The 15401-nt window shown below is 71.1% G+C and carries 13 protein-coding genes; 3 read left to right on the forward strand and 10 right to left on the reverse strand.

Annotated features, from left to right (window positions below):
- Positions 1–2: 2 nt before the first annotated feature.
- The 9 genes from ACWDAG_RS24760 to ACWDAG_RS24800 all read right to left on the reverse strand — a co-directional run bounded on the left by ACWDAG_RS24760 (position 3) and on the right by ACWDAG_RS24800 (position 11089).
- Positions 3–1391, reverse strand: coding sequence for an aldehyde dehydrogenase family protein (locus tag ACWDAG_RS24760; protein ID WP_450697740.1), 1389 nt, complete (start codon positions 1389–1391; stop codon positions 3–5).
- Positions 1392–1576: 185 nt separating this feature from the next.
- A complete protein-coding gene (locus ACWDAG_RS24765) occupies positions 1577–2923 on the reverse strand; it encodes an ABC transporter ATP-binding protein (protein WP_450697741.1) in 1347 nt (448 codons plus the stop codon).
- A gap of 193 nt (positions 2924–3116) precedes the next feature.
- Entirely contained in the window at positions 3117–3848 is a 732-nt protein-coding gene (locus ACWDAG_RS24770) for a class F sortase (RefSeq protein WP_450697742.1), read from the reverse strand.
- A 55-nt stretch (positions 3849–3903) separates the two neighbouring features.
- Positions 3904–4548 (reverse strand): hypothetical protein, encoded by a 645-nt coding sequence (locus ACWDAG_RS24775; RefSeq protein WP_450697743.1) that lies wholly within the window; start codon positions 4546–4548, stop codon positions 3904–3906.
- 102 nt (positions 4549–4650) lie between these two features.
- The gene (locus tag ACWDAG_RS24780; RefSeq protein ID WP_450697744.1) at positions 4651–5895 is read right to left on the reverse strand and encodes an MFS transporter; all 1245 of its coding nucleotides are present in this window, start codon (positions 5893–5895) and stop codon (positions 4651–4653) included.
- Between the two features lie 54 nt (positions 5896–5949).
- On the reverse strand, positions 5950–7353 hold the full coding sequence (locus tag ACWDAG_RS24785; RefSeq protein WP_450697745.1) for a CitMHS family transporter: 1404 nt from the start codon (positions 7351–7353) through the stop codon (positions 5950–5952).
- Positions 7354–7487: 134 nt separating this feature from the next.
- The gene (locus ACWDAG_RS24790) at positions 7488–9740 is read right to left on the reverse strand and encodes a molybdopterin oxidoreductase family protein (RefSeq protein ID WP_450697746.1); all 2253 of its coding nucleotides are present in this window, start codon (positions 9738–9740) and stop codon (positions 7488–7490) included.
- Positions 9741–9869: 129 nt separating this feature from the next.
- On the reverse strand, positions 9870–10487 hold the full coding sequence (locus tag ACWDAG_RS24795; protein WP_450697747.1) for a TetR family transcriptional regulator: 618 nt from the start codon (positions 10485–10487) through the stop codon (positions 9870–9872).
- Entirely contained in the window at positions 10484–11089 is a 606-nt protein-coding gene (locus tag ACWDAG_RS24800; protein ID WP_450697748.1) for a hypothetical protein, read from the reverse strand. The genes ACWDAG_RS24795 and ACWDAG_RS24800 overlap by 4 nt, the downstream gene beginning before the upstream one ends.
- A gap of 156 nt (positions 11090–11245) precedes the next feature.
- Here ACWDAG_RS24800 and hmgA point away from each other — a divergent pair, with 156 nt between their 5' ends.
- The 3 genes from hmgA to ACWDAG_RS24815 are packed head-to-tail and all read left to right on the forward strand — an operon-like array spanning position 11246 to position 14526.
- Entirely contained in the window at positions 11246–12562 is a 1317-nt protein-coding gene (hmgA, locus tag ACWDAG_RS24805) for a homogentisate 1,2-dioxygenase (protein ID WP_450697749.1), read from the forward strand.
- A 27-nt stretch (positions 12563–12589) separates the two neighbouring features.
- Positions 12590–13339 carry a GntR family transcriptional regulator gene (locus tag ACWDAG_RS24810; protein WP_450697750.1) on the forward strand — a complete coding sequence of 250 codons (750 nt, stop codon included), beginning with the start codon at positions 12590–12592 and terminating at the stop codon, positions 13337–13339.
- A 26-nt stretch (positions 13340–13365) separates the two neighbouring features.
- Positions 13366–14526 (forward strand): type ISP restriction/modification enzyme, encoded by a 1161-nt coding sequence (locus ACWDAG_RS24815; RefSeq protein WP_450697751.1) that lies wholly within the window; start codon positions 13366–13368, stop codon positions 14524–14526.
- Between the two features lie 115 nt (positions 14527–14641).
- Here the strand turns inward: ACWDAG_RS24815 and ACWDAG_RS24820 are convergent, their stop codons facing one another.
- Positions 14642–15355: a TetR/AcrR family transcriptional regulator gene (locus ACWDAG_RS24820; protein WP_450697752.1), complete on the reverse strand. Its 714-nt coding sequence runs from the start codon at positions 15353–15355 to the stop codon at positions 14642–14644.
- Between the last annotated feature and the right edge of the window lie 46 nt (positions 15356–15401).

The raw sequence follows: 15401 nt of genomic DNA on the forward strand, positions 1-15401 counted from the left end.
CCTCAGAACTGCAGGGACTTGGTCTGGAGGTACTCGGCGAGGCCGTGCGTGCCGAGTTCGCGACCGACGCCCGACTGCTTGTAACCGCCGAAGGGGGCAAGGGGGTTGAAGCGGCCGCCGTTGATGTCGACCTGGCCGGTCTCCAGGCGGCGTGCGAAGGCGACCGCCTCGCTCTCGTCGCCCGCCCAGACGGCACCCGCGAGGCCGTAGACCGTGCCGTTGGCGATGCGCAGGGCGTCCTCCTCGTCCTCGTAGCGGAGGATGGAGAGGACCGGGCCGAAGATCTCTTCCTGGGCGATCGTCATCTCGGGGGTGACGTCGGCGAAGACGGTCGGGCAGATGAAGTAGCCCTGCTCGCGCGGGGATTCGGTGCCGCCGGCCACCAGCCGCGCACCCTCGGCCAGGCCCTTGTCGATATAACTCAGCACCCTGGCCCGCTGCTTGGCGTTCACCACCGGGCCGATGCGGTCGCCGTACTTGGCAGCGGCGGTGGCGGCCAGCCCGACGGCCTCCTCGTACTGGTCCCGGTGCACGAGCATCCGCGTCCAGGCGCTGCAGGTCTGGCCGGAGTTGGACATGACGTTGGCGACGCCGACGTTGACCGCCTTGGCCAGGTCGGCGCTCGGCAGGATGACGTTGGCTGACTTCCCGCCCAGCTCCAGGGCGACCTTCTTCACCTGCGCACCCGCCGTCGCGCCGATCTGCCGGCCGACCGCCGTGGAGCCGGTGAAGGAGACCAGGTCGACGCCCGGGTGCTCGGCGAGGGCCTGGCCCGCGACCGGGCCAAGACCCGTGACCAGGTTGAAGACGCCTGCGGGGAGCCCCGCCTCGTGGACCGCCTCGGCGAAGAGCTGGGCGGTGAGCGGGGTGTCCTCGGCGGGCTTCAGGACCACCGTGCAGCCCGCCGCGAGGGCCGGGGCGACCTTGGCCACGATCTGGTGCAGGGGGTAGTTCCAGGGCGTGATGGCACCGACCACGCCGACCGGTTCCAGGTAGACGGTCGAGTTCCCGGCCTTCTCCTCGAAGGCGTACGTCGCAGCCAGTTCGGCGTACGAGCCCGCGACCGCGATCGGCACGGCCGCGTGCACGTTCTGCGAGAACGACAGGGGCGAGCCGAGCTCGGCGGTGACGGTCTCCGCGATCTCGTCCTTACGGGCGACGAGGACGTCCCTCAGCGCAGCCAGCCGGGCGCCCCGCTCGGCGGGCGGGGTCGCGGCCCAGGCGGGGAAGGCGGCGCGGGCGGCCCTTACGGCAGCATCGACGTCTTCCGCCGTCCCGGCGGCAACCCTGCCGATCGCTTGCTCGTCGACCGGATTGACGACATCGATCACATCCTGACCTGCGGCGGGGCGCCAGGCGCCGTCGATGTACAGGCCGTCGTGTGCCTTCATGGTGCTCCTCCGGTGCGGGCTGCGTCGTCCACATCAAAACCTACCGACAGCCACATAAACTAGCGACGTTAGTTTTCGGCCGCCAGTCACAGCACCCCACTCAGGCGCGCGGGGAACTGCGCGACAAGCCCCCCACACACCCGCAGACGCCAAACAACCCATACCGGCACCCCGCGAAGCGCCCGTTAATCCTCCAGATCAGGCAGCCGTGCCGGAGCCGGACAAATCCGCTCCCCATGCTGATCGAAGACAAAGAGGTGGGCGATGTCCACCAGCAGCGGCACCTGCATGCCATGGCGGAGCTCGATGTCGGGGGTGGTGCGAACCACCAGATCCCCCGGGAGGCGGGCCTCCGTGGCCCCAGGGTCGGCGGGCCGGGCGTCCCCCGGGTCGTCCATGACCACCACCGGCCCCGCGCGGAGCGCCCCCGCCCGGTCCCGGAACCGCTCCAGGACGGTCGGCCCGCCCTCCCGCCGACGGCGCCGGGACGGGCGGGAGGCCGGTCGCGGCGCCTCCAGGTCCGGTACGACGGCGGGCTGCGAGCCGGTGTTGAAGTGCACGAGAACCTCGTGGCCCTGGAACTCCACATGCTCCACCAGACCGGTGAGCGCCACCTCGCCGGGCCGGGCGGAGGCGGGCTTGGCAATCCGCACGGCCTCCGAGCGCAGCCCGACGATCACCTCGCGGCCCTGCTGCACCCGCAGCAACTGATGGTCCAGGCAAAGAGGTTCGGGCAGCCGCAGATACTGCTTGCCGAGGCTGATGGTCATCGCGCCGTCCAGCGGAGCGCGGACCAGGCCGCGCAGCAGGTTGATGCGCGGGGTGCCGATGAAGGCGGCGACGAAGACGTTGCGGGGCAGGGCGTACACCATGCGCGGGGTGTCCAGCTGCTGGAGCACCCCTCCGCGCAGTACGGCGACCCGGTCGCCGAGCGACATGGCCTCGGCCTGGTCGTGGGTGACGTAGACCGTGGTGACGCCCAACTCCCGGGTGAGCTTGGAGATCTCGGCCCTGAGGCGGTTTCTGAGCTTGGCGTCGAGGTTGGACAGGGGCTCGTCCATCAGGAAGACGGAGGGATGGCGGGCGATGGCACGGCCCATGGCGACGCGCTGGCATTCCCCGCCGGAGAGCTGGCTGGGAAAGCGGTCGAGGAGGTCCTCGATGCCGAGCATCCGGGCGGTGGCGTCGACGCGTGGGCGCGGGTCCTCGCCGGGGTTCTCGACGCGCAGCGGGAAGCCGATGTTGCCGCGGCTCGTCATGTTCGGGTACAGGGCGAAGTTCTGGAACACCATCGCCATGTTCCGGTCGGACGGGGGCAGCTCGTTGGAGTGCTCGCCGTCCAGCAGCAGTCTGCCCTCGGTGATCTCCTCCAGACCGGCGATCATTCTGAGCACGGTGGACTTGCCGCAACCGGACGGCCCGAGCAGCACGAGGAATTCGCCGGGGTGGATGTCCAGCGACAGCCCGTCCACCACGCGAACTCCTCGCGTGTAGGTCTTGCTCACGTCGTGCAGAGAGATGGCGCGTGTCATGGCACTGCCCCCGAGGGCGTACTGAGCGAGTCCTGAGGCTCTGCGGTCGAACGGCCCGTACGGGTCGCACGGGCTGTGAGTCACGGAAGCTAACGGACCGTACGCGCTCGGGGGAAGACACCTGACGGAATCGGGTCCTTCGTTCCGCCCAGCGAGAAAACGGACGCGGCGATTGCGAGAGGCGCGCGCCGGGTCAGCGGGTCGCCGTGAGGTGGGCGAACACGACGACGTTGCTGGAGTAGCCGGTCCTCCGGGTGAACAGGCCGCCGCAGGTCAGCACCCGCAGCTCGGGGCGTGAACTCGGGCCGTACACCTCCTTGTCGGGGAAGTGGTCCTTGTCGAAGACCCGTACGCGGTCCACGGTGTAGACGACGATGCGGCGGTCGGCGCGCCGGACCTCGATCCGGCCGCCGGGGTGCACCTGCGCGAGGGCGGCGAAGACCGCGGCGCCGGTCCTGGTGTCGCGGTGGCCGACTGCGATGGCCGTGCCGGTCTCGCCCGGTGCGGGCCCGTCCTGATACCAGCCGACGAGTCTGGGTTTGTCGAGCGGCGGGGTCTCCAGCTGCCGGTCGGCGCCGACCCGCACCCCGATGACCGGCGCGTCGATGCCCAGGGACGGTACGCGCAGGGCGGTCGCCGGTGACCGGGGCAGTGGCCGGGGCGGCGTGGAGGGTTGTGCGGGCGCGGCCGGCTCGGAGGTCCGGGGGCGCCCGTCGGCAGGGCCCGGGGCCGGTTCGGCAGGAGCCTCGGCGGGCGCCGGCCCCCCGGCCCGGACGGACTCGGTCGGGTGGTGGTGATGCCCCCCGCACCGGAAGACCGTCACCAGGGCGGCCACGATCATGGCCGTCCTGGTGAGGCGGTAGGCGCGGGTCCGGTGCCAGGGCCTGCGTCGTCGCCTGCGCCCGGGAGCTGCCCGGCGGACCATGCGGGCGTCGTGGGGTCGGGCACGCACTCCCCCGGTGGGGGGCGCCGGACAGGTCCTACTCGGCACCGTGGGAGCGGCGGCGCAGCAGCGTCCGGACGTACACGGCTCCGCCGACGGCGACCAGCCCGACGCCCGCGGCCGCGCTCAGCGGGGTGTACGCCTGCACGGTGTCGACGAGCCCGCCGCCGCCGGCGTGGACGCCGCCCTTCGGCCCGTGGTCCTCGATCGTGTGGCTCGGGCCCGCCTGCCCTCGGTCGTGCCTGCCGTGGCAGTCGACGCTGAAGATCTTTTGCTTGGGCGGGACGGGCGTCGTGGGCGGTGTGGTGGGCGGCACGATCCACTGGAGTGTGTACTTGCCGTCGGCCAGCCCGAGGGTGTCGGTGTGACCGGCACCGCCGGCCAGGGAGATCGTGCCGCTCACGGTGGCCGCGGTGGGCAGCGGGGGCTGCGCCGTGATGGTGTAGGAGACGGTCGTCAGGTCGCCGAAGTTCGCGGCGTCGAGATAGAACTTGCAGACCACGGGGTCGTCCTTCGAGACCCCGTAGGGCACCCGCTCACTGTGGATCCTGATGTCGGCACCGTCGCCGGGGGCGGCCACGGCGGCCGTCGTCGCGGACCAGGAGGCCCCGGCCGCGGTGAGTACGGTGAAGACCGCGGCGCCGAGACGTACGCCGGCGGACGGGGGCATCAAGGTGCGCATGGACGTTCCTCCGAGTCAGACGATTTTCATACAAATCGCTCTTTCATCTGACTCTCTTTCACATCCGCCCGGCGTGTCGCGGCAGCACCACCCGACTCGCCGTCAGATTTCCCTCGACCGGCGCAAGGGAGTACCGGCCGGGCGCCCGCCCGGAGCTGCCCCCGCTACCTGACCGCCGCCCGGAGCGGCCGGCGCACGCAGGGCGCTGCCCGCCGAAAACAACAGCAGGGCCCCGAGCATCACAAAGGGTGCCGCCACGCCGGCGACCCCCGCGACCAGACCCGCGGCGGTCGGCGCGGCGACCTGGCCGAGGCGGTTGCCGGTCAGACGCAGGGCGAGGGCCGTGGAGCGGGCACCGTCCGGGGCCGCCTGGACGACGGTCGTCATGGACAGCGGCTGCCCGACGCCGAGGCAGAAGCCGAGGGCGGCCAGTACCACGCCGAGCGCCCACACGGGCATCGGCAGCGCGATCCCGGCGCACAGCAGGGCCGCCAGCAGACAGGTCACGGTGAGCAGCAGCGGCCGGCCGAGCAGCCGCAGCAGCGGGGTGAGGACGAGGCGGCAGGCGATGGTGGCGCCCGCGCGCAGGCTGAGCAGTACACCGATCACCGAGGGCGCGATGCCGCGGTGTTCACCGACCACCGGCAGATAGGCGGTGAGGATGTCGGTGGCGGACAGCACGGAGAGGCTGATGAGCATGCCCCCCGGCACACCCGGGGCGCGCAGGATGCTGCTGACCGGGACGTGATCGCCTTGTGCGGTACGGGACTTGACGGCCGTTCGGTCCTCGATGCGCCACAGCGAGGTGAACGCGACCGCGGCTCCCGCACCCGCCACCACGAGGGCCAGGGTGCTGGTGTCCGCCATGTCCGGGCCGCCGATCAGTGCGCCCGCCGCGATCGGGCCGACCAGCTGGCCGAGCGAGACACCGATGGTGAAGTGACCGAAGTTGCGGTCCTGTTCGTGCGGGGCGGACTGGCGGGCGACGAGGGACTGGGCACCGATCACGAAGCAGAGGTGGCCGAGGCCCATCACTCCGCTCCAGAGCGCCATCGCCCAGAGGGAGCCCGCGAGTCCGCTCAGCGCGCAGCCGCCCGCTATCAGGACCACGCCGACCGGCAGCAGGGGTGCGCAGCGGCCGTGGTCGGTGCGGCGGCCCAGCGGCACCGCGGCGAAGAGCGGCAACAGCGCGTACACGCCCGCGATGACGCCGACCGCCCGCTCGTCGGCGCCCAGCGCGAGGGCCCGGTAGGAGACGGCGGGCCGGGCCATCGACACCGCCCCCTGCGTGAAGCCGAAGGCGATGACGAGGCGGAGCAGCCAGCCGCGGTTCCTCCCGGGCCCCATGTGCGGATCCTCCTGAATTCCCTTGTGCCAAGCCGGATTCCCTGGTCCGGACGGTCAGATGATGCCGAAGAGGATCCCTGCCCCGAGGACCACGAGTGATGTGAGCGCGGCCCACTTGACCACGAACCTGGTGTGGTCGCCGAACTCCACCTTGGCCATGCCGACCAGGACGTACACGGCCGGGACGAGCGGGCTCGACATGTGCAGCGGCTGGCCGACGAGCGAGGCGCGGGCGATCTCCAGGGACGAGACGCCGTGGGCCTGGCCGGCCTCGGCGAGCACCGGGAGGATGCCGAAGTAGAAGCCGTCGTTCGACATGAAGTACGTCAGCGGGATGCTCAGGATGCCGGTGACGAAGGCCATGTGCGGGCCCATCCCGTCCGGGATGTTGTCCACCAGCCACTTGGCCATGCTGCCCACCATGCCGGTGCCCTGCAGGACGCCGGTGAAGACGGCGGCGGCGAAGACCATGCCGGAGACGTTGAGGACGTTCTCGGCGTGGGCGCCGAGGCGGGCCTTCTGGTCGGGCATGTGCGGGAAGTTGACGGTGAGCGCCAGCGCGGCACCGAGCAGGAACAGCACCGGGATCGGCAGCCACTCCATGATCATGGCGGTGAGCAGGGCCACCGTGAGCAGCGCGTTGAACCAGTACAGCCTGGGGCGCAGGGTGGGCCGGTCGGGGTCGAGGCCCTGGAGGCCGTCGTCCTCGTCCGCGGGGAGGTCCGCGTCGGTCCCGGAACCGGAGCCACCTGTGCGCTTGGCGCCCTTGCCGGAACCGGAGCCGGCGCCCACGAGGACCGTCTCGGTCTCCTTCTCCTCGACCAGCACCTCGTCCAGCGTCAGCACGCCGAGCCGCTTGCGCTCGCGGCGCCCGAGCACGTAGGCGAGGGCGAAGACGAAGAGCAGGCCCATGGCGAGCGCCGGGATCATCGGGACGAAGATGTCGCTCGCGTCGAGCTTCAGCGCGGTGGCGGCGCGGGCGGTCGGGCCGCCCCACGGCAGGGTGTTCATCACGCCGTTGGCCATGGCGGCGACACCGGTCATCACGACCAGGCTCATCCTCAGGCGCTTGTACAGCGGGTACATCGCCGAGACGGTGATCATGAAGGTGGTCGAGCCGTCGCCGTCGAGCGACACGATCGCGGCGAGGACGGCCGTACCGACGACGATCCGCAGCGGGTCGGCCTTGCAGAACTTGAGGATTCCCCGAACGATCGGGTCGAAGAGGCCGACGTCGATCATCACACCGAAGTAGACGATCGCGAACATGAGCATCGCCGCGGTGGGCGCGAGGCTGGTGACGCCGTCGATGACGTAGTCGCCGAGCTTGGCGCCCTTCCCGACAAAGACGCAGAACAGTGCCGGGATCAGCACGAGCGCCGCGATCGGCGACATCTTCTTCAGCATGATCAGGACCAGGAAGGTCGCGATCATGGCGAAGCCGAGGATGGTCAGCATGAGTGGATACCTAACGTTCGCCCTTGAACATCCCACCGGGCAGGCGGTGCGAGGAACGTTAGGTCCGTTCAAACGGCGTTAACAAGACGTTGATGCGTGAGCAATAAGCGCGAAACTGCAGGTCACGGCTTTGCTCAGGTCACAGGGCTGAGCTTTTCGGTCACGGCGGCGATTTCCACCGGCACTCCGTTGAGGACCGCGTTGCCCGACAGCGGGTCGAGCAGGCTGCCGTCGAGCAGCTGGTTGACGTTGACGCCGGGATCGGTGGCGGCATGGCTCATGCGGGTGCCGGGCCGGTCGTGGCCCCAGCCGTGCGGCAGGCTCACCACGCCCGGCCGCACCGCGTCCGTGACCTCGGCGGGAGCGGTCACCTCTCCCCCGGCGCCCTTGACCCGTACGGCCGCCCCCTCCCGCACGCCGAGCCGCTCGGCGTCCTCGGGGTGGATGTGCAGCGTGCAGCGGTTCGTGCCGCCGGTGAGGGCCGGGACGTTGTGCATCCAGCTGTTGTTGGAGCGCAGATGCCGGCGGCCGACGAGGACGAGGTCGTCCGGGAGCCGGTCCAGGGCCGCCCGCAGCCGCGGCAGATCGTCCGCGATCGGCTGGGGCAGCAGCTCGACCTTTCCGCTCCTGGTCTTCAGCGGCTGCGGCAGACGCGACCGCAGCGGACCGAGGTCGATGCCGTGCGGATGCGCGAGCAACTGCTCCAGGCTCAGCCCGTCCGGCCGCGCGCCGAAGCCGTCGCCGTAGGGGCCGAGGCGCAGCATCATGTCGAGCCGCCGCTCGGGGCCGCTCACGCCGGTGAGCTGGGCGGCGAGTTCCTTCGGGTCGCGGCCGTGCACGGGCGACCACGGCTCCTTGACCGCCTTGCCGAGGGTCTGCCCGATGACCATCTCGTCGACGGCGGACGGGTCGGCGCCGTGCATGCCGGTGGCGGCCAGGATCAGCCGGGCGAAGATCTCGGTCTCGGACAGGCGGCCGGGCTCCAGGGGGACGGCGGGGCGGGTGTAGCGGACCTGGTTGCGCACGGCGAGGGTGTTGAAGGCGAAGTCGTGGTGCGGGCTCTGCGAGGGCGGGGGCGGGGGCAGCACGACGGTGGCGTGGCGCGTGGTCTCGTTCAGGTACGGGTCGATGCTGACCATGAAGTCCAGGGAGTCCAGGGCCTTGTCGAGACGGTCGCCGTCGGGCGCCGAGAGCACGGGGTTGGCGGCGGAGGTGATGAGGGCGCGGATCGGCTCGCCCTCGTCGGTGGCGGTGTCGATCTCCTCGGCGAGGGCGGACAGCGGCAACTCGCCCTTCGCCTCGGGGTGTCGACTCACCCGGGAGTGCCAGCGGGCGAGGGTGAAGCCGTGGCTCGGTCCGGCCGGGCGGGGTGTGCGGTCGGTGGCGGCCTGCGGGAAGAGGGCGCCCCCGGGGCGGTCGAGGTTGCCGGTGAGGATGTCGAGGACGTCGACGAGCCAGCTGGCCAGGGTGCCGTGCGGGACGGTGCAGCTGCCGATGCGGCCGTATACGGCGGCGGTGGGGGCGGCGGCGAGTTCGCGGGCGAGGGTGCGGATCGTGGGGGCGTCCACGTCGCAGGCTCCGGCGACGGCTTCGGGGCTGAAGTCCTGGACGGCCGCGCGCAGTTCGTCCAGGCCCTGGAGGTGCGAGGTCAACTCCCCGGTGTCGACGAGGCCTTCCTCGAACAGGACGTACGCCATCGCCGCGAGGAGCAGCGCGTCGGTGCCGGGGCGGATCGCGATGTGCCGGTCGGCGAGCTTTGCGGTGCGGGTGCGGCGCGGGTCGATGACCGTGAGGGTGCCGCCGCGGGCCTTGAGGGCCTTGAGTTTGCCGGGGAAGTCGGCGGCTGTGCACAGGCTCCCGTTGGACTCCAGGGGGTTGGCGCCGATCAGGAGCAGATGGTCGGTGTGGTCCAGGTCCGGCACCGGGATGGCGTTCGCGTCGCCGTAGAGGAGTCCGCTGGAGACGTGCTTGGGCATCTGGTCGACCGTGGACGCGGTGAAGACGCTGCGGGTGCCGAGGCCGGCGAGCAGCACCGGCGGGTAGAGGGCACCGGCCATGGTGTGCACGTTCGGGTTGCCGAGGACGACTCCGACGGCGTTCGGGCCGTGGCGCTCGACGACCGCACGGACACCGGCGGCGACCGCGTCGAAGGCCTCCTCCCAGGTGGCCTCGCGCAGCTCGCCGTCCTTGCGCACGAGGGGGGTGCGCAGCCGATCGGGGTCGCCGTCGACGGCGCCGAAGGAGGCGCCCTTGGGACAGATGAACCCCTTGCTGAACACGTCCTCGCGGTCACCGCGGGCGCCGGTGACACGGGTGCCCTCGATGGTGAGGGTGAGCCCGCAGGTGGCCTCGCACAGGGGGCAGATTCGCAGGGCGGTGCGGGACACGGGTCCTCCCGGTGGCGGCGACGGTGACGCTCGTACTGTGCGGCCGAGCATACCGACCGGTATGCACAGAGGGGAGGCCTCCTCGGGGGTGAGGTCGGAAATCCGGCGGACCGCGGCCCCCGCGGGATCTCAGTCCAGCACGCGCGCCAGATAGGCCCGCAGCAGCTCCCGGGCCTCCTCGATGATCTTCTCGTCACCCTCCGGGGCCACCCGAAAGGCCAGGTGGACCAGGGTGTCGGCGGTCTCCACGGCGATCAGGAAGGTACGGCGCAGATCGTCGTCCGGCTCCCGTTCGAGGTAGCCGGAGAGCAGGTCGGTGAGGCGGTCGGCGACGCGGGTGTTGGGTTCCGCGGTGCGGGCGCCGACCGGGATCTGGTTGCCGAAGTCGACGAGGGAGAAGCCGGGCGCGGTGCGCTTCATGGCCAGGTACTCGTCGAGGACGGCGTCCATCGCCGTGCGCCAGCCGCCGTCTTCGGCCGATCGCAGCCGCTCGGTGACCTGCTCGGTGAAGCGCTCCAGGTTGCGCTGGGCGAGGGCGTCGGCCATCTGCCGCTTGTTGCCGAAGAAGCGGTAGACCGAGCCGATGGGGACTCCGGCGCGCAGGGCCACGGCCCGGGTGCTCAGGTCGTCGTAGCCGACCTCGTCGAGGAGGTCGGCGCAGGCGTCGAGGATCCGGGTCAGCCGTTCGGCACTGCGTCGCTGCACGGGGGCTCGGCGTAGCGATGTTGCGTGGGGCACAGGCTTCATGATGCCGTTCCGGAGCGCTCCGGTGAACCTCGCCCCCCGGCACGCACATAGGTGCCGGATGCACCCAGTGCGGTCGCCCCCGGAGTGGCGCTCGGCGCGCCCGCCGCCTGAGAGGCCGTGATGTCGGCCGTGCTCTCCACGGGCCGGCCCTGCACGGCCCATACGGTGCCGTCGTCGGCGTACAGCCGGGCGGTGACGTGATGCGTGCCGTGCGGCACGAACCTGGCCGGGAGGCGGCAGGTGAGGCCGCGGAGCCGGGTGACGAGCCGGTCGTCGACGAAGACGTAGGCGAGACCGCGGCCTGCCGCCGCGACCGCCTTCGCGCCGCGGGGCGAGAAGCGGAAGTTGTGGACGGTCAGATGGACGTCCCAGGTGTTGCCGTAGTCCGGCTGCACCTCGATCCCGACCGCGGGCGCACCCTTCTTCTTCACTTCACGGTAGTGCCGCCCCTGCTTGTCCGTGTCGTCCAGGAGCTTGCCGACCGGCGAGATGGAATCGCCGTTCTTCCCCTCGTGCGCATCACTGGAGCCGCAGCTCACGGATCCGGTCAGCAGCAGGACACCGACCGCGAGCACGGCTGGAAGACCCCGCGTCCACGACATGCCCGGGAGACTAGGACACCGGTCCGACACTCGGATCCCCCTGGAGTCTGGTTCTCGTTCCTCCCTGATGAGGAGCCCGGGTACCCCCTTGCGCCCGCGAAACCGCAATCCTACGGTGATGCATAGGAATCAGCAGGCAGTCGCAAGGGAGCGATGATGAGCGGGGACGCGCGCAAGACGGCCGAGGGGCTGACCTACCTCTCCGGCTTCGGCAACGAGCACAGCTCCGAGGCGGTGCCCGGCGCCCTCCCCGAGGGCCGCAACGCGCCACAGCGCGCACCGCTCGGGCTGTACGCGGAACAGCTCAGCGGTACGGCGTTCACCGAGCCGCGGGCCCACAACCGCCGCTCCTGGCTCTACCGCATCCGCCCGTCGGCCGCGCACCCTTCGTTCGCGCGCACGGACAACGGTGCGATCCGTACGGCCCCGTTCACCGAGTCGGTCCCCGACCCGAACCGCCTGCGCTGGAACCCGCTGCCCGAGCCCCCGGCCGGGACGGACTTCCTGGCCGGCCTGTGGACCCTGGGCGGCAACGGCGACGCCACCCAGCGCACCGGCATGGCCGTGCACCTGTATCACGCCAACTCCTCGATGGAACGCGTCTTCAGCGACGCGGACGGCGAGCTGCTGATCGTCCCGGAGCACGGCGGGCTGCTGCTGCGCACGGAGTTCGGGCTGCTGCATGTGGAGCCCGGACATGTCGCGCTGGTTCCTCGTGGGGTGCGCTTCCGTGTGGAGCTGCTGGATGCCTCCGCCCGCGGTTATGTGTGCGAGAACTACGGCACGCCCTTCCGCCTCCCCGACCTGGGCCCGATCGGCGCCAACGGTCTCGCCAACGCGCGCGACTTCCGGGCCCCCGTCGCCGCGTACGAGGACGTGGAGGGCCCGGTGGAGGTGGTGAACAAGTTCTGCGGCAACCTCTGGACGGCCGTCTACGACCACTCGCCGCTCGACGTGGTGGCCTGGCACGGCAACCATGTGCCGTACGTCTACGACCTGCGCCGCTTCAACGTCATCGGGACGATCTCCTACGACCACCCCGACCCGTCGATCTTCACGGTGCTGACGTCCCCGTCCGACACCCCGGGCCTGGCCGGCATCGACTTCGTCGTCTTCGCGCCGCGCTGGCTGGTGGGCGAGGACACCTTCCGGCCGCCGTACTTCCACCGGAACGTGATGAGCGAGTACATGGGCCTGATCGAGGGCGCCTACGACGCGAAGGCGGAGGGCTTCGTGCCGGGCGGCGGCTCCCTGCACAACATGATGTCGGCGCACGGTCCGGACCGGGAGACGTTCGACCGGGCGAGCGCGGCCGAGCTGAAGCCGCAGAAGGTGGACGACGGGCTGGCGTTCATGTTCGAGACCCGCTGGCCGGTGACGCTCACGCCGCAGGCGGCGGGCGCGGAGCATCTGCAGCAGCGCTACGACGACGTGTGGCAAGGCCTCGAACGGCATTTCCGCCCGTTGCACTGATCGCGTACGACCGGTACGGATAGGCCCGTGACCTCCTTCGCCCCGGACTCGATCGTCCTGAACCGCAAGCTGCCGCTCTGGTACCAGGTGTCGCAGTCCCTGCGCGCCTCGATACTCGGCCGCTCGCCCCAGGACCCGCTGCGGCTGCCCACCGAGGAGCAGTTGGCCGGGCACTACGGGGTGAGCGTGCTGACCATGCGGCAGGCGCTGAAGGAGTTGGAGGACGAGGGCCTGATCACGCGCCATCGCCGCCGGGGCACGTTCATCGAGCCCGGCGCCCTGAGGGGTGCCCCGGTCCGGCTGCTCGGCTCGGTGGACGCGATCGTGGCCCAGCAGTCCGGGATGGTGACGGAGCTGCTGGACCACGGCAGGTCGCCCGTGCCGCCCGAACTCGCCGAGCACTTCCCTCAGACCGGCGAGGTGGCCACCTACCACCGGCTGCGCAGCGACGAGAAGACGGGCGAGCCGACCAACCACGCCCGCAACTACGTCCGTCCCGAACTGGCCGCCCGCTTCGACCCTGCCGACCTGGTGCGCCGGCCGATGACCAAGGTGCTGCGTGACATCGTCCGGGCGGACATCAGCCGTATCACGGACACCGTGGAGGCCCGCCTGGCCGACCCGGAGACGGCCCGTCTGCTCCAAGTCCCGCTGCTCAGCCCGATCCTGCACTACACGGGCGTGACGTACGACGGGGACGGACGCGTCCTGGACGTGGCCGTCATCCACTACCGCGGCGACCGTTTCTCCTTCACGGTGACGCTGGACGCCACATGACGTCACCGTCAGTGCCAGGCCGTACGATGCCCAGCGTGACGCACGACGACGCTCCGCTGCTCGCGGACCTCATGCCGTGGTCCGTCGCACCGCCGCGGCTCGGCCGGGGGTGGCCGACGGGCCCCGACGCCGCCTCCCTCAAGGCCCGCTGGGACGCCCTGATGAAGGCCGAGGGCCCGGACCGCGAGGCCCTGTTCGAGCCGACCCGCTCGCGCACGCTGCGCTCGGCGGTCGGCCAGCTGCCGGGCCAGCCGAGCGGCACGGAGAAACTCATCCACACCTCCGGCCCCTGCCCCGAGCCGGTACGCGTCCTGCGCGCCCCCTTCGACGAACAGTGGCTGATCCCCGACCACCGCCTGATCGACACGGCCCGCCCCGAGCTGTGGCGGGTCGCGGACGAGCACCAGGTCTTCGTCGTCGAGACGGCCACGGACGCAGCCGGCCCGCAACTGCTCGCCACCTCCTGCCTCCCACTCCTGCGCCCCGGCCGCATCCGCCCGCTGTACCGGCGCCCGGGCGGCACGGAACCCAACCTGGCGCCGGGGCTGCTGGAGCACCTGAGCACCCGCCTGGGCGTGGCCACCACTCCCCCCGACGTCCTGGCCTGGACCCTGGCAACCATCCGCCCGGACCTCACCGTCCCCCTCACCGATGACCCCGAACTCTGGTCGCACGGTGTGGAGTTGGGCCGCCGCATCCTCTGGCTGATGCGCCGCAACGGCGACCGCCCCAAACTCCCGGGAGGCCGCCGCCCGTACGTCCGCGCCCCACTCCCCTCCCGCCCCCTCACGATCGCCTACGCCCGCGACGAGGAGACCCTGCTGCTCGACGAGGGCCGCATCTCCCCGGTACCACCGGAGGCCTGGGACTTCGAGACGGCGGGCATCCGGGTCCTGGAGCAGTGGTTCACGACACGGACGGCGGAGGCGGAGCCGGGGACGCTGGCTGCGATCCGTCCGACGACGTGGCCACAGACGTGGACGTCGGAACTGCTGGAGCTGATCACGATCCTGGCGCTGTTGGCAGAACTGCGGCCGCGACAGCAGGAGTTGACGGTGACAGCGCCGATCACGGCAGCCGAGCTGGGCAAGGCGAGCGTCCTGCCCGTGCCGGATACCTCCCGCAAGCCGGCCTCGGTCTTCGACCACCACGAAGAAGGCCCAGAGGGCCAGTTCGCGTTGCTGTAACGGCTTTCAGGGGCGCGGAGCAGTATCGATTTGCGGCTCCGCCGCGTGGGCGCGACAAGCCACGACGGAGCCGCAGACGCCCGACAACCCATCCCGTCACCCCGCGGAGCGCCCCTCACCCCCGCGGCGCAAACGCATCCAGCATCCGCTCCACCATCAACTCAAAAGCCCCGTCAAGATCAATCGGCCCCGAGTCCTCGGTGAACGCCGCAGCCATCCGCGGATAAGCCCCACCGGCAAGGACACCCCCCAGATAAGCGATCCGCGCCGCACTCTCCTCCTCCGCCGACCACGGCAACGACCGCGTCCGCTCGGCGGCAGCCAACTCCGTGGCGACATACGACGTCACACACCCGTTCAGCATCCCGACGAGCTGCATCTTCATGCCGTAGCGCGCATCGAGCGGGTCCAGGCAGGCCAGACAGTGCTCCAGATACCGCAACGCGTTCGGACTGAACCCGTACACCGGTGACATCAGCCGCGTCAGCCACGGATGCCGGTGCATCAACGCCCGCGTCTGCTCGGCGACCCGGCGCATGTCGGCCCGCCAGTCCCCCGAGGGCTCCCACACCTCGTGCTCACCGCTGACCGCGTCCACCATCAGCTCGTACAGGTCCTCCTTGCGGGGGACGTAGTTGTACAGCGACATGGTCCCGCAGCCCAACTCGGCCGCGACGTGCCGCATCGACACCGCGTCCAGGCCGCCCTCGTCGGCGACCTTCACCGCGGCCGCCGCGATGTCGGTACGCGTGTAGGCCGGCCTCGGCCCCCGGCCCGTCCGCTCGGGACGCGCCCAGATCACTTCGGGTACCGCCGCTCGGCCCGCCATCGATCATCACCTCGGTCACCATCCTAGTTACGTACACCGTACGTAG

The sequence above is a fragment of the Streptomyces sp. NPDC001157 genome, assembly GCF_053598255.1.

What these genes read in the sequence shown, in the direction of transcription:
- ACWDAG_RS24760 (WP_450697740.1), bottom strand. Translation starts at nt 1,391, where the DNA reads ATGAAGGCACACGACGGCCTGTACATCGACGGCGCCTGGCGCCCCGCC.
- ACWDAG_RS24765 (WP_450697741.1), bottom strand. Translation starts at nt 2,923, where the DNA reads ATGACACGCGCCATCTCTCTGCACGACGTGAGCAAGACCTACACGCGA.
- ACWDAG_RS24770 (WP_450697742.1), bottom strand. Translation starts at nt 3,848, where the DNA reads ATGGTCCGCCGGGCAGCTCCCGGGCGCAGGCGACGACGCAGGCCCTGG.
- ACWDAG_RS24775 (WP_450697743.1), bottom strand. Translation starts at nt 4,548, where the DNA reads ATGCGCACCTTGATGCCCCCGTCCGCCGGCGTACGTCTCGGCGCCGCG.
- ACWDAG_RS24780 (WP_450697744.1), bottom strand. Translation starts at nt 5,895, where the DNA reads ATGGGGCCCGGGAGGAACCGCGGCTGGCTGCTCCGCCTCGTCATCGCC.
- ACWDAG_RS24785 (WP_450697745.1), bottom strand. Translation starts at nt 7,353, where the DNA reads ATGCTGACCATCCTCGGCTTCGCCATGATCGCGACCTTCCTGGTCCTG.
- ACWDAG_RS24795 (WP_450697747.1), bottom strand. Translation starts at nt 10,487, where the DNA reads ATGAAGCCTGTGCCCCACGCAACATCGCTACGCCGAGCCCCCGTGCAG.
- ACWDAG_RS24800 (WP_450697748.1), bottom strand. Translation starts at nt 11,089, where the DNA reads ATGTCGTGGACGCGGGGTCTTCCAGCCGTGCTCGCGGTCGGTGTCCTG.
- hmgA (WP_450697749.1), top strand. Translation starts at nt 11,246, where the DNA reads ATGAGCGGGGACGCGCGCAAGACGGCCGAGGGGCTGACCTACCTCTCC.
- ACWDAG_RS24815 (WP_450697751.1), top strand. Translation starts at nt 13,366, where the DNA reads ATGCCCAGCGTGACGCACGACGACGCTCCGCTGCTCGCGGACCTCATG.
- ACWDAG_RS24820 (WP_450697752.1), bottom strand. Translation starts at nt 15,355, where the DNA reads ATGGCGGGCCGAGCGGCGGTACCCGAAGTGATCTGGGCGCGTCCCGAG.